Source organism: Micromonospora sp. NPDC000668 (assembly GCF_042897975.1).
Classification (GTDB): domain Bacteria; phylum Actinomycetota; class Actinomycetes; order Mycobacteriales; family Micromonosporaceae; genus Micromonospora.
On the sequence record NZ_JBIAYP010000001.1, the window covers coordinates 262,220 to 281,111 of the forward strand.

Annotated in this window: 17 protein-coding genes; 6 read left to right on the forward strand and 11 right to left on the reverse strand. The window is 71.6% G+C overall.

Features of this window, described 5'->3' with window-relative positions:
- Window positions 1–131: 131 nt before the first annotated feature.
- Complete coding sequence (locus ACFY29_RS01205) at window positions 132–1,691, forward strand: NAD(P)/FAD-dependent oxidoreductase (protein ID WP_386982312.1); 1,560 nt, start codon at window positions 132–134, stop codon at window positions 1,689–1,691.
- 60 nt (window positions 1,692–1,751) lie between these two features.
- Window positions 1,752–2,072 (forward strand): PKD domain-containing protein, encoded by a 321-nt coding sequence (locus ACFY29_RS01210; RefSeq protein WP_386982314.1) that lies wholly within the window; start codon window positions 1,752–1,754, stop codon window positions 2,070–2,072.
- A 97-nt stretch (window positions 2,073–2,169) separates the two neighbouring features.
- Here ACFY29_RS01210 and ACFY29_RS01215 read toward each other — a convergent pair whose 3' ends face one another.
- Both ACFY29_RS01215 and ACFY29_RS01220 read right to left on the reverse strand, forming a co-directional pair.
- Window positions 2,170–4,089, reverse strand: a complete 1,920-nt coding sequence (locus ACFY29_RS01215) for a hypothetical protein (protein ID WP_386982316.1) — start codon at window positions 4,087–4,089, stop codon at window positions 2,170–2,172.
- Complete coding sequence (locus ACFY29_RS01220) at window positions 4,074–4,838, reverse strand: ABC transporter ATP-binding protein (RefSeq protein WP_386982318.1); 765 nt, start codon at window positions 4,836–4,838, stop codon at window positions 4,074–4,076. The genes ACFY29_RS01215 and ACFY29_RS01220 overlap by 16 nt, the downstream gene beginning before the upstream one ends.
- A 220-nt stretch (window positions 4,839–5,058) precedes the next feature.
- Here ACFY29_RS01220 and ACFY29_RS01225 point away from each other — a divergent pair, with 220 nt between their 5' ends.
- On the forward strand, window positions 5,059–6,015 hold the full coding sequence (locus ACFY29_RS01225) for a DUF4034 domain-containing protein (protein ID WP_386982319.1): 957 nt from the start codon (window positions 5,059–5,061) through the stop codon (window positions 6,013–6,015).
- Window positions 6,016–6,072: 57 nt separating this feature from the next.
- On the opposite strand, the gene ACFY29_RS01230 is transcribed toward ACFY29_RS01225, so the two are convergent.
- From ACFY29_RS01230 to ACFY29_RS01265, 8 genes are all read right to left on the reverse strand, one after another.
- On the reverse strand, window positions 6,073–7,227 hold the full coding sequence (locus tag ACFY29_RS01230; protein ID WP_386982321.1) for a hypothetical protein: 1,155 nt from the start codon (window positions 7,225–7,227) through the stop codon (window positions 6,073–6,075).
- A complete protein-coding gene (locus ACFY29_RS01235; protein ID WP_386982323.1) occupies window positions 7,220–8,023 on the reverse strand; it encodes a sugar phosphate isomerase/epimerase family protein in 804 nt (267 codons plus the stop codon). The genes ACFY29_RS01230 and ACFY29_RS01235 overlap by 8 nt, the downstream gene beginning before the upstream one ends.
- Window positions 8,020–9,171, reverse strand: coding sequence for a dihydrodipicolinate synthase family protein (locus tag ACFY29_RS01240; protein ID WP_386982325.1), 1,152 nt, complete (start codon window positions 9,169–9,171; stop codon window positions 8,020–8,022). The genes ACFY29_RS01235 and ACFY29_RS01240 overlap by 4 nt, the downstream gene beginning before the upstream one ends.
- The gene (locus ACFY29_RS01245; RefSeq protein ID WP_386982327.1) at window positions 9,168–10,319 is read right to left on the reverse strand and encodes a Gfo/Idh/MocA family protein; all 1,152 of its coding nucleotides are present in this window, start codon (window positions 10,317–10,319) and stop codon (window positions 9,168–9,170) included. Before ACFY29_RS01245 ends, ACFY29_RS01240 begins: the two co-directional genes overlap by 4 nt.
- A 38-nt stretch (window positions 10,320–10,357) precedes the next feature.
- Window positions 10,358–11,113, reverse strand: coding sequence for an ABC transporter ATP-binding protein (locus ACFY29_RS01250; protein ID WP_386984587.1), 756 nt, complete (start codon window positions 11,111–11,113; stop codon window positions 10,358–10,360).
- 43 nt (window positions 11,114–11,156) lie between these two features.
- Window positions 11,157–12,161 carry an ABC transporter substrate-binding protein gene (locus tag ACFY29_RS01255; RefSeq protein WP_355607039.1) on the reverse strand — a complete coding sequence of 335 codons (1,005 nt, stop codon included), beginning with the start codon at window positions 12,159–12,161 and terminating at the stop codon, window positions 11,157–11,159.
- Window positions 12,162–12,186: 25 nt separating this feature from the next.
- Window positions 12,187–13,146: an ABC transporter permease gene (locus tag ACFY29_RS01260; protein WP_386982331.1), complete on the reverse strand. Its 960-nt coding sequence runs from the start codon at window positions 13,144–13,146 to the stop codon at window positions 12,187–12,189.
- Window positions 13,147–13,326: 180 nt separating this feature from the next.
- Complete coding sequence (locus ACFY29_RS01265; RefSeq protein ID WP_386982334.1) at window positions 13,327–14,043, reverse strand: cupin domain-containing protein; 717 nt, start codon at window positions 14,041–14,043, stop codon at window positions 13,327–13,329.
- 172 nt (window positions 14,044–14,215) lie between these two features.
- Between ACFY29_RS01265 and ACFY29_RS01270 the strand changes: the two genes are divergently transcribed.
- Entirely contained in the window at window positions 14,216–15,304 is a 1,089-nt protein-coding gene (locus tag ACFY29_RS01270; RefSeq protein ID WP_386982337.1) for a LacI family DNA-binding transcriptional regulator, read from the forward strand.
- Window positions 15,305–15,343: 39 nt separating this feature from the next.
- The gene (locus ACFY29_RS01275) at window positions 15,344–15,829 is read left to right on the forward strand and encodes a GNAT family N-acetyltransferase (protein ID WP_328416126.1); all 486 of its coding nucleotides are present in this window, start codon (window positions 15,344–15,346) and stop codon (window positions 15,827–15,829) included.
- Between the two features lie 509 nt (window positions 15,830–16,338).
- On the opposite strand, the gene ACFY29_RS01280 is transcribed toward ACFY29_RS01275, so the two are convergent.
- Window positions 16,339–17,613, reverse strand: a complete 1,275-nt coding sequence (locus ACFY29_RS01280; protein ID WP_386982341.1) for an MFS transporter — start codon at window positions 17,611–17,613, stop codon at window positions 16,339–16,341.
- Window positions 17,614–17,687: 74 nt separating this feature from the next.
- On the opposite strand from ACFY29_RS01280, the gene ACFY29_RS01285 reads away from it, so the two are divergent.
- A complete protein-coding gene (locus ACFY29_RS01285; protein WP_386982344.1) occupies window positions 17,688–18,809 on the forward strand; it encodes a hypothetical protein in 1,122 nt (373 codons plus the stop codon).
- The last annotated feature ends 83 nt before the right edge of the window (window positions 18,810–18,892 follow it).

Below are 18,892 nucleotides of genomic sequence, written 5' to 3' on the forward strand. Positions count from 1 at the left end.
CGTTGTACGCCGCCGCGCGCCCCGCCGGAGCGGAAACCGCCGTGACCCGCGCCGCCGCGAGAGTGAAGTCCGGCGCAGAACGGGTACGCGCCGCGCCTCAACCACAGCGGGTGAGCAGGGAGCGCGGGGGCATGGGCGAGCAGCACGGCACGGTGGTCATCGGTGCGGGGCCGGCTGGACTCACGGCTGCGTACGAGTTGCTCCGGCACGGGCTGCCGGTACAGGTGTTCGAGGCGGACGAGGTGGTCGGCGGGATCAGCCGGACCGTGGAGCGCGACGGGTGGCGCTTCGACATCGGCGGGCACCGGTTCTTCACCAAGGTGCCCCGGGTGGAGGCGTTCTGGCACGAGATCCTGCCGGACGAGGACTTCCTCACCCGGCCCCGGATGAGCCGGATCTACTACCGGGGCGCGCTGTTCAACTACCCGCTGAGCGCGGCGAACGCGCTGCGCAACCTCGGGCTGCCGGAGGCCGCCCGCTGCCTGGGCTCGTACGCCCGTGCCCGGCTGCGCCCGCCGCGGGACCAGTCGCACTTCGAGGGCTGGGTGTCGGCCCGGTTCGGCTGGCGGCTGTACTCGATCTTCTTCAAGACGTACACCGAGAAGGTCTGGGGGATGCCGGCGGACCGGCTGCAGGCGGACTGGGCCGCGCAGCGGATCAAGAACTTGTCGCTGGCCAAGGCGATCCGCAACGCGGTGCTGCCCCGGCGGTACCGCACGGACGTGACCAGTCTGATCGAGCAGTTCCAGTACCCGAAGTACGGACCGGGGATGATGTGGGAACGCTGCGCCGAGCAGGTGCGCGACCGTGGCGGGGAGGTGTCGACCGGCACCTGGGTCACCGCGGTGCACCGCGACCCGCGGCGACGGCGGGCGATCAGCGTGACGGTCAACGGCCCGGGCGGGCAACGCACCACGCCGGCCGACCACGTGGTCTCGTCGATGCCGATCTCGGAGTTGGTGGCGGCGCTGCGCCCGGAGCCGCCGCCGGAGGTGCTGGCCTGCGCCGCCGACCTGCGCTACCGCGACTTCCTGACGGTCGCGCTGGTGGTGCCGGCCGAGTTCTCGTTCCCGGACAACTGGATCTACGTGCACGACCAGGGCGTGCGGGTGGGCCGGATCCAGAACTTCGGCTCCTGGTCGCCGTACCTGGTCAAGGACGGCCGCACCTGCCTGGGCCTGGAGTACTTCGTCTTCGAGGACGACGAGATGTGGCGTACCCCGGACGCCGACCTGGTGGCGCTGGCCACCGCGGAGCTGGAGCGGCTGGGGTTGGCCCGGCCCGGCGTGGTGGAGGCCGGCTACGTGGTGCGGATGCCGAAGGCGTACCCGGTGTACGACGAGCGCTACCAGCACAACGTGGACGTGATCCGGGCCTGGCTGGCCGAGGCGGTGCCGAACGTTCACCCGGTGGGGCGCAATGGCATGCACCGCTACAACAACCAGGACCACTCGATGCTCACCGCCATGCTCACCGCGGAGAACATCGCCACCGGCAGCGCGCATGACGTCTGGTCGGTGAACGTGGAGCAGGACTACCACGAGCAGTCCACCGGCGGCGACCGGCGGCGGGGCACGGGCCGGGACGCGCCGGTGCTGCCGAGCCGGATCGTCACTGCCCCGGTCACGGTTCCCGGGGGCATCGGCGCCACCGGGGATGGCGAGCGGCCGGCGCAGGTGCCGCTGGGCTGACAGCGGTGGCGGGGCCAGCCCGGGGCGATCAGATCAGGAAGACGCTTACCTTAAGGACTATTGACGGTTATCACTGGCTGTCAGTACCGTGATTCGGGCAGCAAGAAAGAGCCCGGCGGGACGCTCGCCCTCGCGGCCAGCCCGGGCAGCGGCACGGCGCCGCTGACCACCACCCTGACCGCGACCGCGACGGCGCCGTCCGGGCAGAGCATCACCGACTACGCGTGGGACTTCGGCGACAACAGCGCCGTCACGCACGGTGCGACCCTGCGGTCGACCGGCCACGGCTACCCACGCAAGGGGACCTTCACCGCCCGGGTGACGGTCACCTACACCAGTGGGGAGACCCGCTCGGCCAACCTGACCATCACGGTCAACTGACCATGGTCACCGGCGGGCGGGGGAACCATCCCGCCCGCCGGTCACCGTCGGTACGCGCAGACCGGCTTGTCTCGGTCAGCCACCCGGGGGGCGCCCGTCAGACGGATTCGAGTTCGTGGTGTTCCGGGTCGCCGCCCGCGGCCTCGTCGCGCTCGCGGGCCGCGACGGCCTCGCGCTGGGCACGGATGTTCTTGTTGCGGAAGGTGAGCAGGATGGCCTGGGCGTACAGGAAGATGCCGATCAGGATGCTGGCGGCGGCGATCGTAAGCCCCCAGCCGCGTGGCAGGTACATCGCCAGGAACCAGGACTGCACGTCGGTGCCGGTGAGGATGAACACGAGCGGCACCAGGCCCTGAGGGAACAGCAGGATCGATCCGCCGACCCAGTAGAGGGCGCCGATCGTCGCGTCCCGCTTGGATATCTCGATCTTGGTGCCGTCCGACGCCGCTGCCCGGCCCGCTGCCGTGTTCCGGCCGGTACGCATGATGTGCAGCATGTCCGCGCCCTTGGCGGTGAGCTGCCGGGCCGCCACCGAGCCCAGCCACCAGGCGAGCGCGATGCCGGTGGCCAGGCTGATCGGTCCGCCGGCCCACAGCAGCACGGGCAGGTCGAACCGATCGCCGAGGATCACGGCGGTGATCGCCGGGGCGACCGGGATCAGGCCGATCCAGAACAGCACATTGGACTGACCGGTGGTGTCGGCGTGTTCGAGCGGGTTGTCCGGGCGCTTGTGGGCGTCGGGACCGGGCACCATCGCGGCCACCGAGGCGTAGACGATCAGGCCGGCACCGCCGCCGAGCAGCGCCGGCACGGTGGCGGCGATCCACGGCCAGGCCCAGGTGTAGCCGCTCCAGATGGTGAAGCCGATGCTGAGGGCGATCGAGATCGGGCCGAACAGAGCCAGGTAGGCCCACTGCCGGCCACGTACGTCCGCACGTTGGGTGCCGGTCGTGATGGTCTGCCAGAGTGCCGTGCCGTCCTGGCTGTACAGGTTGCAGGCCGACGTGATGGCGAACAGCGCGACGGCCGGGCCGGCCCACGGCAGCAGCGCCTTCGCATCGAAGGTGAGGGGCAGCAGCGCGGTGAGCAGCGCCCAGACGATCGGCACGGTGGCCGTGGTGGTCCGCTGTGGGTCACGCCACCAGGTGCGCAGCTCCTTGCGGAAGGCCGCGCCGGTCGGGCCGGCGAACGGGCCGCCGGTCGGCACGGGAGCGTGGCTGGTGCCGCGGATGGTGACCCGGGAGCGGCGTGGTGTGCCGAGGGTGGCCGCCCAGATCAGCAGGAGCAGCCCGATGAGTACGGCCAGGCCGGCGAGCGCGCCGAGGACCAGCGCCCAGTCACCGTGGTCGGCGGCGTCGACGGCGACCACGCCCCAGCTCGACGGAATCCAGCGCAGCGTGGTGGAGAACGTGGACGAGAAGCCGGTGGAGAGCACGTCCGAGTAGATGACCGCGACGATGACCATCCAGCCGGACTGAGACAGGACGATCATGGCGGCGAACAGCACGCCGGTGATCGCGGCGCCGACCCGGGAGGTGGCGACAAAACCGAAGAGGGCGTACGCGACGCGCGACAGCAGCACCACGAACACGAGTTCCCCGGCAGCGGCCGGCACGGCGATCAGGGCCGGCACCACTCCCCGGTGTGCCGCGTACGTGATCAGGCTGAGGAAGGCCAGAGCCGTGACCGCCGTGGTGATACCGACGAAGGCGGCGCCGAGCAGGCCGACGGCGAGTTTGCGGCGCGGCACCGGAAGCAGCGCGAAGTGGTCGGCGCGCAGCACGGCCGAACCGCCCCACAACGGGCCGACCACCCAGCCCAGCATCCACGTCACCCAGACGCAGGCGAGCAGATCGCCCAGCACGCCCGGCTCGGCGATGTCGACGAACGTCAGCCAGATCGTGGCCGCGGCGAACAGCAGCCCGAAGATGCCGCCGGTGACCATCCAGGCGGCCTTGCCGCCGCTCATGGAGTTCCGGATGATCGCCAGCTTCATCCGGATCAGGACGCCAGCCAAGACAGGCCCCTCCCGGCGTGCTCGTCGCCACCGACCAGCCGGACGAAGGTCTGCTCCAGCGTCTGCTCGCCGCGGACCTCGGCCAGCGGCCCGTCCGCGACGACCCGACCCTTGGCCATGACGGCGACCGTGTCGCACAGCTGCTCGACCAGCGCCATGACGTGGCTGGACAGCACCACCGAGCCGCCCGACTCGACGAACCGTATGAGGATTGCCTTGAGCGCGGCCGCGGACACCGGGTCGACCGCCTCGAACGGCTCGTCCAGCACCAGCAGTCGCGGCCCGTGCAGCAGCGCGGTGGCCAGGCCGATCTTCTTACGCATGCCGGTCGAGTAGTCCACCACGAGGGTGGTCTCGGCCTCGTTGAGCTCCATCACGTCGAGCAGCTCATCAATGCGCTCGGCGAGCACGGCCGGTTCGATCCCGCGTAGCTGCCCGATGAACGTGAGCAGCTCCCGGCCGGTGAGCCGTTCGGGCATCGCCAGCCCGTCGGGCAGGACGCCCATCATCGTCCGCGCCTGCACCGGGTCTTTCCAGACTTCTACGCCGAACACCTCGGAGCTGCCCGCATCGGGGCGCAGCAGGCCGACCGCCATGGACAGCGCGGTGGTCTTGCCGGCGCCGTTCGGGCCGACGAGGCCGAAGAACGATCCCTGCGGCACGGTCAGATCGACGTGGTTGACCGCGATGTTCGCGCCGAACGCCTTGTGCAGACCGGTCAGGCGCAACGCCGGTGGCCTGCCATCCACGTCGGATCGATCCGTTACAGGGTCCTGCGTGGCCTCTGCTGCCATGGAAGCCCCCGTGGATGTCTGTTTGATACGACCGGCATCAGTTTGCCCGAGACGGCGTACCAGCGGAATGGACGCACCCTGACGGTGGGCGGTGGGCGGTGGTCGGCCGCCGCGGCCGAATCTGATCATCTAATATCAGCGGCCGGTACGGCGTACGACATGGGGGTTGGGTTGCATGTGGCCGTTCACGAAGCGGTCAAAGGATCCGGTCCTGGACCCGACCTTTGGTGACCCGCACCGGAAGGCCCTGATCCGGACGCTGGAGAAGCGCAACTGGAAGTTCGCCCGGGAACTGCTCACCATGGCGGCCGATCCGGACGAGATGGCCTTCCTCATGGAAGCCGTCGGCAGGGTCGATGGGATCCAGGACTGGATCGGCGACTGGATCGACGCCGAGCCTGAGTCAACGCTGCCCGTGCTGGTGGCCGGCTGTCACGCCGTGTACTGGGCGTGGGACGCACGCGGCGGCAAGCGGGCGAAATACACCACTGCTGACCAGTTCAAGGGTTTCCATGAGCGGTTGCACTACGCCGAGACGTTGTTGCAGAGGGTCCTCACCCGCGAACCCGACAACGTGACCGCGCGGGCATGGCTGGTCACCAGTGCCCGAGGCCTGGGCATCGGGGCGGCGGAGGCCCGGCAGCGCTTCGAGGCGGTGACTCGACTGCACCCGGGGCACGTGGTCGCGCACGAGCAGCGGTTGCAGTACCTGTGTGCGAAATGGTCCGGCAGTCACGAGGAGATGTTCGACTTCGCGCGGGGCGCCGCAACGGCGGCCGGACCGAACAGCCTCCTGCACGAACTGGTGGCCGTCGCCCACGTCGAGAAGTGGGACGCCTCTGAACGAGAGGAGGGCAACGAGTACATCGTCTCCGACGAGGTCCGTGCCGAACTTCTCGCCGCGGCGGACAATTCGATCTTCCACCCGGATTACATCCCCGCCGGCCCCGGCTGGGCACCCCGGGTGGCGGTGTTCGCGATGGCCTTCGAACTGGCCGACGAGTTCGACGCGGCGTGGCATGCATTCGCGCTGCTGGACGGGTTGGTCACCGACTGGCCGTGGCAGATCCTCGGCGACCCGGTCGAGAGGTTCACCGCCTCCCGCGACTATGTGACCGCGAACCGTAGCTGACGTTCCAGGCGGCGGCCGAGGCCTACCGCAACCGTCCGTTGGTTGATCAGTCCCGAGTCAGCGGCGTCGCCGCCACGCCAGGGTGAGCAACGCGGCGACAGCCAGCCCGAGCAGCGGGGCGACGCCCACCCCGACGAGCGTGCAGGCGACCGCCAGCAGCGCCGGCGGCACCCAGCACCAGGCGGGCACGGTCCGTGGGGTGCACCCCCGCCGACGGGCCGCCGCCTCCACGGCCATCGGCACCACCAGCACCGGCAGCGCGGCGGCCAGCAGGGTCAGCCAGGGCAGCACCAGGCGGTCGAAGCGCGCCACCGCCAGCAGCCCGCCGAGCACCGCGATGGCGAGCATCGCCGTGCGGGCCGGCACCCGCGGCGCCAGGCCGCGCACCGCCAGCGCCCCGGAGTACGTCGTGGTCAGCGCCGCCGCGAAGACCGCCACCGCGACGAACAGATTCGCGTACGCGGCCAGCCCCGACCCGGCGGCGAGCAGCGCCACCACGTCCGCCGAGCCGGTCCGCAGCCACAGGCCGGCGCCGGCGAGCACCCCGAGCAGCGCCGGCCCGACCAGTAGCCCCACGCACCAGGCCAGGTCCCGCCGCCGGGCCAGGCCGACGCTGAAGTCCGGCGCGCGCAGCGCGAAGACCGCCGCATAGCCGATCAGCGCGGCGGCGTCGGCGAGCCCGCCGGCGGCGAGGCGGACCGGTGCGCCCGGTGGTGGCAGCACGGTCAGGCACCAGACGACCAGCACCACCGCGCTGAGGGTGGTGAGCACCGCGATCCGATTGCCGAGCCGGGCCGGCGCCCAGGAGACGGCGAGGACCGCCACCTCCAGCAGCACCGGTCCGGCCCAGCCGGGCAGATGCGTCAACGCGGCCAGCGAGGCGCCTCCGAGCCCGACGTTGAACCCGTTCCAACCGACCATCGACACGGCCAGCACCGCCGCCAACAGCAGCCGCGAGGTGTTCCCCAGGTACGCCGGCAGCACCGCGGTCAGCGTCCCGCCGTCGCCCAACGGTCGGCGCAGACCGATCCGGCCCTGTCCCCAGAGCAGGGCCGCCATCAGCAGCCCGCCGACCAGCAGCCCGGCCACCGGCACGGCGCCGCCGTGCCGGGCGGCCATCGCCGCGCCGAGCACCAGGGTGGCCGGCGCGGTGCCGATGCCCAGCCAGGCACCGACCGTCGCCGGCCACCGCCGTTCAGGAGCCTCAGACAACGTGGTGCAGGTAGCCGGCAATGGCCGCGTCCAGCACCTCCGCGCCCGGCCGCGCCCACACCTGCGCGGAGAAGACCTCCACCTCGATCGGGCCGAGGTAGCCGGCCGCGTCCACCGCCTCGCGCAGTCGGCGCAACTCGATGCACCCCTCGCCGGGCAGCGCCCGACCGAGCAGCACCCCCTCCGGCAGCGGCGTCACCCAGTCACAGACCTGGAACGCGGCGATCCGCGCGCCGGCCCGGTCGATCTGGGCGTACACCGTGTCGTCCCACCAGACGTGGTACGCGTCCACGACCACACCGACCACCGCCGGGTCGAACCGCTCGGCGATGTCCAGCGCCTGGCCGAGGGTGGCGATCACACACCGGTCGGCAGCGAACATCGGGTGCAGCGGCTCGATCGCCAGCCGGACGCCGGCTGCCGCCGCGTGCGGGGCCAACTCCCCGATCGCGTCGGCGACCCGGCGGCGGGCGCCGTCGATGTCCCGGCTGCCCGCCGGCAGACCGCCGGAGACCAGGACCAGCTCCGGGGCGCCCAGGGTGGCCGCCTCCTCGATGGCCCGCAGGTTCTCCGCCCGCCAGTCGTCGGCCTGGAAGAAACCACCCCGGCACAGCGAGGTCACGGTGAGGTCGGCGTCGCGGACCAGCTTCGCCGAGCGGGCCAGCCCGTGCTCGGCCACCGGCTCGCGCCACAGCCCGACGCCCGGCACACCGGCCGCCACGCAGCCGGCCACCACCTCGGGCAGCGGCCAGTGCTGCGCGGTGGCCTGATTGAACGAGAACCGCGCAAGGCTCATTGCGCCACTCCCGCGACGGTGAACAGCGCCCGGGCGCGGGCGGCGGCCAGCTCGGCGTCGGGCAGCAACCCGGCGGCGTCGGCCAGGGTGAGCAGGGTGGCCAGGTGCGCCGGGGACCGGCCGGACTGCGCGCCGCCGACCATGGTGAAGTGCTCCTGGTGCCCGGCCAGCCAGGCCAGGAACACGATCCCCGTCTTGTAGTGCCAGGTCGGTGCCGCGAACAGGTGCCGGGCCAGCGGCACGGTCGGCCTGAAGATCTCGTCGTACGCCGCCAGGTCCCCCCGGTCCAGCGCGCCCAGCGCGGCGGCGGCGGCCGGCGCGATGGCCGCGAACACCCCGAGCAGCGCGTCGGAGTGGCCCACCTCGTCGCCCCGGATCAGCTCCGGGTAGTGGAAGTCGTCGCCGGTGTAGAGCCGCACCCCGGCCGGCAGACGGCGACGCAGCGCCACCTCCCGCCCGGCGTCCAGCAGCGACACCTTGATGCCATCCACTTTGGACTGATGCGCCTTGATCAGCTCAACGACCGTGTCGGCGGCCAGGTCCAGATCGACCGCACCCCAGTAGCCGGTCAGCGCCGGGTCGAACATCGGACCCAGCCAGTGCAGCACCACCGGCTCCTCGGCGGCGGACAACAGCTCGTCGTACACCTGGAGGTAGTCCTCCGGGCCGCGCGCCGCGGCGGCCAGGTGCCGGCTGCACATCAGCACCGGCCGGACGCCGGCCGCGCGTACGTCGTCGAGCTGCTCCCGGTACGCCGCGGTGACCTCGGCCAGGGTGGCCGGGCCGACCGGCAGTTGGTCGGTGCCGACTCCTGCGACGATCCGCCCGCCCACCGCGCGGGCCTCGGCGGCGCTGCGGCGGATCAGCTCCCGGGTGGCCGGGTAGTCCAATCCCATCCCCCGCTGGGCGGTGTCCATCGCCTCGGCGACCCCCAGCCCGTACGACCAGAGATGCCGCCGGAACGCGAGAGTGGTGTCCCAGTCCACCGCCGCCGGCGCGCCTGGCACGTTCTCCGCGCCGGGATCGGCCACCACGTGCGCGGCGGCGTACGCGATCCGGCTGGTCGCCGCTGCCGCCGGGCGGGCGAAGCCGCTCCCCCCGGCCAGCCGGTACCGCCGCCCCCCGGGCAGCACCACCTGGGCCGTCACGGGTTGAGCTCCGGCACCTCGACGCGGACACCGTCGCGGGCCGAGCGCAACCCCAGCTCGGCGAGCTGCACGCCGCGCGCCCCGGCCAGGAAGTCCCAGCGGAACGGCTCACCGGCCACGACGTGCCGCAGGAACCCCTCCCACTGCACCTTGAAGCCGTTGTCGAACTCCTCGTTGTCGGGCACCTCGGTCCACTGGGCCCGGAAGTCCTCGGTGACCGGCAGATCCGGGTTCCACACCGGCTTCGGGGTGACCACCCGGTGCTGCACCCGGCAGCGGCGCAGCCCGGCCACCGCGCTGCCCTCGGTGCCGTCGACCTGGAACTCCACCAGCTCGTCGCGGAACACCCGCACGCACCAGGACGAGTTGAGCTGCGCGATGATCCCGCCGTCCAGCTCGAAGATGCCGTACGCGGCGTCGTCGGCGGTGGCCGGGTAACTGCGGCCGTCCTCGTCGACGCGCTCGGGCACGTGGGTGGCGGTCACGCAGGAGACGGCATTGACCCGGCCGAACAGCTCCTCCAGCACGTAGTGCCAGTGCGGGAACATGTCCACCGTGATGCCGCCGCCGTCCTCGGCCCGGTAGTTCCAGGACGGACGCTGGGCCGGCTGCCAGTCGCCCTCGAAGACCCAGTAGCCGAACTCGCCGCGCACCGAGAGGATCCGGCCGAAGAAGCCGCCGTCGATGAGCCGCTTGAGCTTGCGCAGCCCGGGCAGGAAGAGCTTGTCCTGCACCACCCCGGTCCGTACCCCGGCAGCGTCCGCGGCCCGGGCCAGGTCGAGCGCGACGGCGGTGTCCTCGGCCAGTGGCTTCTCCGTGTAGATGTGCTTGCCGGCCTCGATCGCCTGCCGGATCGCCTTCTCCCGCTGCTGGGTGACCTGGGCGTCGAAGTAGATCTCGACGTCGTCGCGGGCCAGCGCCGAGGTCAGGTCGGTGGTCCAGTCGGTCAGCCCGTGCCGCTCGGCGAGCTCCCGGAGCTTCGTCTCGTTACGCCCGACCAGGACCGGTTCCGGCCAGATGGTCGTGCCGTCGGCCAACGTCAGGCCGCCGGACTCGCGGATGGCCAGCAGCGAGCGGACGAGGTGCTGCCGGTAGCCCATCCTTCCGGTCACGCCGTTGACGATGATGCCGATCGACCTGCGGGTCATGGTGTTCCTTCCGTCGTACTGGTCGTGCCGATCCACGTTCAGTGGTTGGCGGCCGCGCTGCCGAGCAACCCGCGCAGGTCGGTGGCGAGCCGGTCGAAGCGCGGATCCGACATCACCTGCGCGTAGTCGCGGTGCGCCGGCAGCTCGACCGGGAAGGTGCGGATGATTCGGCCGGGGCGGGCGCTCATCACCACGACCCGGGTGCCGAGGAACACCGCCTCGGCGATGGAGTGGGTGACCAGGACCACGGTCGTGCCGGTCTCCCGCCAGATCCGGTGCAGCTCGGCGTTCATCTGTTCCCGGGTCAGGGCGTCCAGGGCACCGAACGGCTCGTCCATGAGCAGCACCGGCGGCGAGTGCAGCAGCGCTCGGCAGAGCGCCACCCGCTGCTGCATGCCGCCGGACAGCTCGTGCGGCAGCGCCTTCTCGAAGCCGGTCAGGCCGGTCATCTCGATCAACTCGTCCGCCCGGCGAGCCGCCTGCGCCCGGTCCATGCCGCGCATCTCGGCCTGGAGCAGGATGTTGGCCCGCGCGCCGCGCCACTCCAGCAGCGCGGCCTTCTGGAAGACGAAGCCGATCTCCTTCTGCGGGCCGCGTACCGGGCGGTCCAGCAGCGACACCTCGCCGCTGGTCGGCCGGACCAGCCCGGCGACGATCTTCAGCAGGGTGGACTTGCCGCAGCCGGACGGACCGACGATGGTGACGAACTCTCCCGGTTCGATGTCCAACGACACGTCGTCCAGCGCGGTGGTCTGCGACCGCCGGGAGCTGAACCGGACGGTCAACCCGGCCATCCCGATGGCGGTGCCGGTGCGTGCCGGCGCGGCGGTCACCGGGTCACCCCTGGGCCGCGTACGAGGCGTCCCAGTACGCGTTGGGCGCGCCCGGGTCCTTCAGCTCCGCGTAGCGGGCCATCAGGTCGATGGTCTCGGTCCACTGGGCCTCGGTGTTCACCCCGGGCGGGCCGTCGGCGCCGATCAGCGGCAGGTTGAGGGCGAGTTGCTTGGTGAGCACCTCGGCCGGGGGCTCGTTCTCGGCCAGGGCGGTCATCGCGCTCACCGCGCCGGCGGGATCCCGAGCAGCGTCAGCCCAGGACTTCTGGGTGGCCCGGACGAACTTGCGGGCCAACTCCGGGTCCTTCTGCAGGGTCTGGGTGTTGGCGATCAGGCCGGTGCCGAGCAGGTTCATCCCGTAGTCGGCGAAGAGCAGCACGTCGACCTTCTTGCTCGTCCGGTTCTCGATGGTGGGGGCCTGGTCGTGGAAGAAGCCCATGATGGCGTCGACCTTGCCCTCGGCCAGCGCGGCGATCTTGCCGGCGGCGTCCACGTTGACCACCTTGACGTCGCTCTGCTTGAGGCCGTTCTTCTCCAGCCAGGCCGGGAAGGTCGCGTAGAGGGCGTCGCCGGGGGTGCCGCCGACGGTCTTGCCCTTGAGGTCGGCCGGGGACTTGATGTTCTCCTCCGCGAAGAACTCCACCGAGGAGGGGCCCTTCTCCAGGTACGCGCCGAGGCTACGGACCGGCATGCCGGTGGCCACCGACTTGAGCAGCACCGGGCTGTCCGCCCAGCCGAAGTCGGTCTGCTTCTGGGCGACCTGCTTGATGGTGTTGCCCGAGCCGTTGCCCGGGAGGATCTTCAGCTCGATGCCCTCGGCGGCGTAGTAGCCCTTCTGGAGCCCGTAGTAGAACGGGGCGTGCTCGCCGTAGGGCACCCAGTTGAGAGTGAGCGTGACCTCCTTGTTGCCGCCGGCGCCGGTGGTGCCGGAGGAGTCGTCCCCGCCGCAGCCGGTGGCGGCGAGCAGCAGGGCGGCGGTGGCCAGGATGGTGGTGGCGGTGCGCTTCATCGGTTTTCCTCCGTGATGGGGTCGGTCAGGAGGTGGTGAGCGGCACGCCGGCCCGACGGCTGGCATGCCAGGGAATGAGCAGCGCCTCGGCGATCTCGACCAGGACGAACAGAACGATGCCGATGGCGGACATCAGGATCAGGTCGGCGAACAGCAGCGGGGCGTCGAGGTTGCCGTTGGCCAGCAACAGGACGTAGCCGAGCCCTTCGCTGGCGCCGACGAACTCGCCGACCACGGCGCCGACCACCGCGAGGGTGACCGCCACCTTGAGGCCGGCCATCAGATGTGGCAGCGCGTTCGGGAAACGGATCTTGCGGAAGGTGCGCCACGGCCCGGCACCCATCGTGGCGGCGAGGTCGAGCAGCTCCGGGTCGGTGGAGCGCAGCCCGGCCACCCCGGAGATGACCACCGGGAAGAACGCGATGAGCACGGCCAGGATGACCTTCGGGGTGAAGCCGAGGCCGAACCAGACCACCAGCAGCGGCGCGATGGCGATCTTCGGAATGACCTGTGCGAACAGGACGATCGGGTAGAGCGCCTTGTCCAGGGTGCGCGAGTAGGCGATGGCGACCGCGGTGGCCAGCCCCAGCGCCGCGGCCAGCACGAACCCGACCACCGTCTCGTAGAGCGTGACCATGGTGTGCCGGGCCAGCTCGGACGACTGCTCCGTCATCGTGGTCCAGACCTGGACGGGAGTGGGCACCAGGTAGTTGGGCACGTACTCCCGGGCGGCGACGAACCACCAGACGGCGAAGAACGCCGCCAGCACCAGCGCCGGACGCCAGAGCGAGTCGGCGAGGACCAGCGCCCGCCGGCCGATCGTCGGTCGTGGCGGTCGGCCACCGACACCGGGTGGTGGACCGGCCACCATGGACGATCCAGAACGGCCGGCCGGCTGGGCGGCCGCCGGTGTGGCGGATTCACCGGCCGCCGTCGCGGCGGCGGCGGCCTTCCGGCCCGCCGTGTCCAGAGCGTTCTCGGTCACGCGGAACCTCCTCGGGGCCCGGCACAACAGCCGCGGAACGGGCCGGTCGGCAGATCAGGCAAACGCTTTCCTGGAGCGTAGGCGGCCCCTCGACGGCAGGCAAGGCCTTTCCTCGATCTGTTTCCACCGCACCTGCGCCGAGGCCTCGCACCCGGCCCACCAACCATCCCTAGTGGACGGTCAAGCCGTGGTTGGATAGGTGTCGAGCAATCCGCACATGCCCAGCCGGCCCTGCTCGATCGGTTCGTTCACCGCGTACACCCCGGCCTGGCCCAGGTGCCCGGGATCTCCCCGTTCGAGGGCGTCGAGCTGCTCGCCGGTGCCGGCGGCGGCCCGGCCCGCGCCGGCGGCCCACCGCTCTCGCCACCGCGCCAGCAGCGGCCGGCGCAGCGCCAGAGCAGCGGAGTGGAACGCCGTCAGCGCCGCTGGCCCGCCGCTCCGCAGTGCCTGGAAGCCGGTCACCGCCAGATCCCGCCGGCGATACGCCGCGCTCACGTCGGCACCCGGCGCTCCCCCGCCCGGCAGCTCCGCTGCGGCGGCGTACGCGGCCGGGTCGGCCAGCACCTCGGGCGGGAACGTGAGCACCGCGTCGCCGTCCTCGGGCAGGCCGCTGTTCTGCATCAGCACCACAATGGTCAGCCCACCGCCGTTGACCAGGCGGTGCACGGTGCCCGGCTCGAACCAGACCACCGCCCCCGGCCGCAGCGGGGTCTCCTGGTAGCCGGTGGTGGTGAGGGTCTGCACCGCGCCCTCGCCGCCGGTCACCACGTACCCCTCGGTGCAGCAGAGGTGCACGTGCGGGGTGCCGCCGACCACGCCGTCCGGCGCGACGGTGTCGTAGACGCGCAGCCGGGACACCCCGATCCCGCCGGGCAGCGGAGCCGCCCGGTCAGACACCGGCGCACCCGCCGGTGTCATGCGCCCCCGGCAGCACGGTGAGGTCGTCGATTGGAAGCACCGCGAAGCGATCGGACACGGCCGGACCTCCCTGCGGGAAAGGGCTTTCTCTGCGGTACCGTGACGCTAGCCGGCACGACGAAACGCCGTCAACAGATCGAGGGGACGGGCCATGGCGACCCTGTCTGACGTGGCGCGTCGCGCGGGCGTCTCGCCCGCCACCGCCTCTCGCGTGATCAACGGCAGCAGCAAGCCGGTCACCGACGAACTGCGCGAGCGGGTGCTGGCCGCCGTCGCCGAGTTGCAGTACGTCCCGAACGCACACGCCCAACTGCTGGCCCGTTCGCACCGCAGCGCGGTCGGCGTGATCGTGCACGACGTCTCCGACCCGTACTTCGCCGAGATCACCCGCGGGCTGCAACGGGTGGCCACAGACCGGGGCCGGCTGCTGATGATCTGCAACAGCTACCGGGACCCGGACCGCGAGTTGGAGTACGTGGAGCTGCTGCGGGGCCACCAGGTGGCGGCGCTGATCCTGGCCGGCTCCGGCTACCACGACGACGCGTTCACGCGGCAGCTCAACGAGAAGCTCGCCGCATACGAGGCGACCGGCGGACGGGTCGCGGTGATCGGCCGGCACGAGCACTCCGGCGACGCGGTGATGCCCGACAACCGGGCCGGTGGCTACCTGGCCGGGCGGGAGCTGTGCGACCTTGGGCACCGGGCCATCGGCGTGGTGGCCGGCCCGCGCATCCTCACCACCACCACCGACCGACTGGCCGGGTTCCGGCAGGCCCTGGCCGAGCAGGGCCGCGAGCTGCCCGAGCGGCGGATCCGGTACGCCGAGTTCGACCGCGACGGTGGCGCCGAGGCCACCGCCCGGCTGCTCGACGCCGATCCGGAGCTGACCGCGATCGTGGCGCTCAACGACTCGATGGCCATCGGCGCGCTCGCCACGCTGCGGGCCCGCTCGATGGCGGTGCCGCAGCGGGTCTCGGTGGTGGGCTTCGACGACATGCCGATCGCCCGGGACGTGACCCCGGCGTTGACCACCGTACGGCTGCCGCTGGTCGACATGGGAGTCCGCGCGATGTCCCTGGTGCTCGGCGCCGAGGCGCCGGAGCCCCGCGTCGAGGTGCTCCCCGCCGAGCTGGTCCGGCGGGACACCGCGGGCCCGGCCCCACAGCCCAAGCGGGACGCCGCAGGCTTGGCGCCACGCACTCGGCGGGGTGGTCGGACGCCCGGACGCACCTCGGAATAACGAATTGTCCAGGGCTCGTCCGGGGCTTAACCTCCCCCGGTGCTGATTCGGGAGTTCGTCGACCAGGACTGGTCGCAGGTGTGGCCGATCATCGAGGAGGTGATCCGGGCACAGGAGACCTTTCCCTACGATCCCGCGATGACCGCCGAGCAGTCGTACGGCATGTGGGCCGAGGCGGCGCCGGGGCGGACCGTCGTGGCGGTGGACGGCGAGCGGGTGCTCGGCACCGCGAAGATGGGCACCAACCGGCCCGGGCCGGGCGCGCACGTGTCCACCGCGAGCTTCATGGTCGCCGCCGACGCCCGGGGCCGGGGCGTGGGCACCGCACTGTGCCGCGACGCGCTGGCCTGGGCCCGCCAGCAGGGGTACGCCGGCATGCAGTTCAACGCCGTGGTGGAGAGCAACCGGTCGGCGGTGGAGCTGTACCGGCGGGAGGGCTTCGACGTGGTCGGCACGGTGCCGGGCGCGTTCCGCCACCCCGCCCTCGGCCGGGTCGGCCTGCACGTCATGTACCAGGAGTTCTGACCGGACCGGCGGGTGCGGCGGAACCCGCTGGCGGGTACGTCGCACTGCTGCGTGCCTGTCGAGCTGCCCCAGATGTGGGGCAGGCGGTTCCCGGCCAACGGTGCCGGCGGTGCGGACTGGTCCACCCCCGGCCTGCGGTCACTTCCACCCCGGCCTGCGGTCGCTTCCACCCCGACCCGCGGTCACCTCCACCCCGACCCGCGGTCGCTTCCACCCCGGCCTGCGGTCACTCGAACTCGCCGGTTCCGGTCGGAGGCAGTGCGCGACGGCATTGCTGCCCCATTTCTGGGGCAGCTCGACAGGCAGCCAGGGCGGAGTGGACGACCTGGGGCAGCTGAAAGCGCAACGGGTACGTGCTCGGCCGGCGGTTGGCGCGGGGCGGACGGGGGCAGCGGGACGGGATCTGGCTCGTGCCGCAGCGCGGGGCGGATGGGGCAGCGGGACGGGATCTGGCTCGTGCCGCAGCGTGGGACCGGCCGGCTCGAAGGACGACCGGGGTGGAGCTGCGGCTAACCGGCCTCCCCCACCGGGATGGCGACGGGCGACCGACGTGGCTCCGCGCCGGCCCGGCGGATCGGGCTGAACAGGCCGCCGACCGCGACCAGTAGGCAGCCCGTCCCCGCGACGAGGGCGACCGTCGGGACGCCGTACCGGGCGGCGGCCCAGGTCAGCGCGACTGCCCCGGCCGGCCCGAGGGCGTAGTGCGTGCTCCAGAAGGCCGAGGTGACCCGGCCGAGTAGGTGGTCGGGGGTGATCTCCTGACGAAGCGACATCGAACAGATCCCGCCCACGCTGAGGCAGCACAGGTAGACCGCGGTCAGCACGGTGACCGTCGGCACGGTGGTCGCGAGGCCGACGCCCGCGAGGGCCAGACCGCAGACGCAGTGCGCGCTGATCCAGGTCACGCCGAAGCCGCGTCGGCGGCGTAACGGCGCCACCAGTAGCGCCCCGACGACCGTGCCGAGCGCCGCCAGGCCGAGCACCGTGCCGACGGTCCGGTCGGAACCGCCGAGGTCGTGCTTGACGTGGTAGACGAGCACGTCGGTGAAGCCGTAGGTGAGGAAGATGAACACCGACAGCAACACGGTCAGCGACCGCAGCACCGGCTGGCGCCACAGGAACCGCGCCCCGGCCAGAAACTCGGCCAGCGGCCGCTCCCGGCGTACCGGAGCGGTGCCGTCGGGCTGGGCGGGCCGCAGCCGGATCATCCGGAGGCCGGCGGCGGAGAGAGCGAAGCTCGCCGCGTTGACGGCGATCGCCGTCGCCGGGCCGAACCGGGCCGACACCACGCCGGCGAGCAGCGGCCCGAGCACGGCCGCCGCCGCGTAGGTCGCCTGCAACCGCCCGTTGGCCTCGGTGATCCGGTCCCGGTCGACCAGGTTGCGGACCGCGGTCACCGCGGCGACCTGGAACACCATCCCGGCGGCCTCGCAGATCGGCAGTACCACGAAGAGCAACCAGACCTGCGGACCGGCGAGCCAGGCCAGCGGCACCAGGCCATAGAGCACCAGCCGGGCCACATCCGCCACGATCATCAGGGTGCGCCGGTCGTACCGGTCGACCAGCACCCCACCGAAGATCCCGGCGGCGACGGACGCTGCGCCGGCCACGGCCGTCAGCAGGCCCATCTGGGTGATCGACCCGGTCGCCTGGAGCACCAGCAACGGCACCGCGAGGTAGGCGAACGAGTCGCCGGCCGCGGAGAGCGACTGCGCGACCCAGTACGTGCCAAAGGTGCGATCCCGCCACAGTGGGGTCCGGCCACCGCCGGCAGGTCGACTCATCTCGCCGAGGGTAGTGCGCGCGGTCGCCCCGTTCGGACCGCCAGGCGATCGCGCGCCATCGATAGGCTCGCACCGTGACGCTCAAGGGAGCACTGACCTGGATCTCCACGGGCGGCGGCGGTCTTCTCATCGGGGCCGCGCTGGGCCTCCTGATGACAGTGGCCTTCGAGGACCCGCTCAAGAAACTCCTGCAACGGGTGCGCCGAAGGAGCAGAGTTCTACGGTCGAGACGGCGCACGCCGGACGCGTCGGGCTTCGAGTTTGGCGGCGCCACGTCGCCGTGCGTCATCGTGGCGGGCGATGGCACCGAGGCCATCAAAGAGGAGCTGGTGCATCTCGTCGTCAGTGACGAGCCCGTCGAACTACCTGCGGAGTTGGCAGCGTGGCGGTCGGAGATCGCCGCTGAGGAGCAGGCCAGGAAGGCATCCGGGTCAGCGCACCACTGGAACGGTGATTGTTTCGCGGTCGAGAAACTGGTCGAGGAGCGGACGGCTCGCGACGAGGAGGTGGAGATCTTCCTCCACCTGCGACGGACGGATTACTACAGCTTTCTGGCCAGTCAGCACCTCGACAGGCGATTCAGGGACGGCACGACGCCGCGGAGCAGGTACATCGACCCGGTCGGCCACCGCAGGGCGCCCGTGTTCATGTCGCTGAGCCTCGGCACCAGCGTTCTGGTCATCACGACCGACAACCATGTTCTGATCTGCCAGCGGGGCCCGGATGTCGGGTCCCGCCCTCTGCACTGGGGGGTCTCGGCCGACGAGGGGCTCAGCGCGAGGCTCGACTCGCCGAGCGGTCTTCCGCCTCGGATACATGCTGCCGCCCGGCGCGGGCTGTGTGAGGAACTGTCCCTCGAAGATCATGAGTATCGCCTGGCTCTGCTCGGCTTCACCATCGACACCGAGCGTCACCAATGGGATTCGGTGTTCGTGGCGTACGCGCACGACCTCAGCTCAGAGCAACTCGATCGCCGGCTGAAGCGAAGCGCCAAGGACCGTGGGCTGGAGATCGAGTCCTGGGAGTTCGTCCCCTTCACTGTCCGGTCCGTCCTGCAGCGGCTGCATGGCGGGCGGGCGACGCGGGCCTGGACTCCGGTCGCCCCCGTTGCCCTCTATCTCGCTCTGGTCCACGAATATGGACGATGGCGAGTTGAGCGGCTGGCAAGGAACCATTCGAAGCGCCTCCGCAGGTGACGATCGACATGTGTCGGGCGTCACACCGCTCCCATGTCACGGACGGACGGGCGCTCCGCATCTCGTGGTCGTCAAAACGAGCG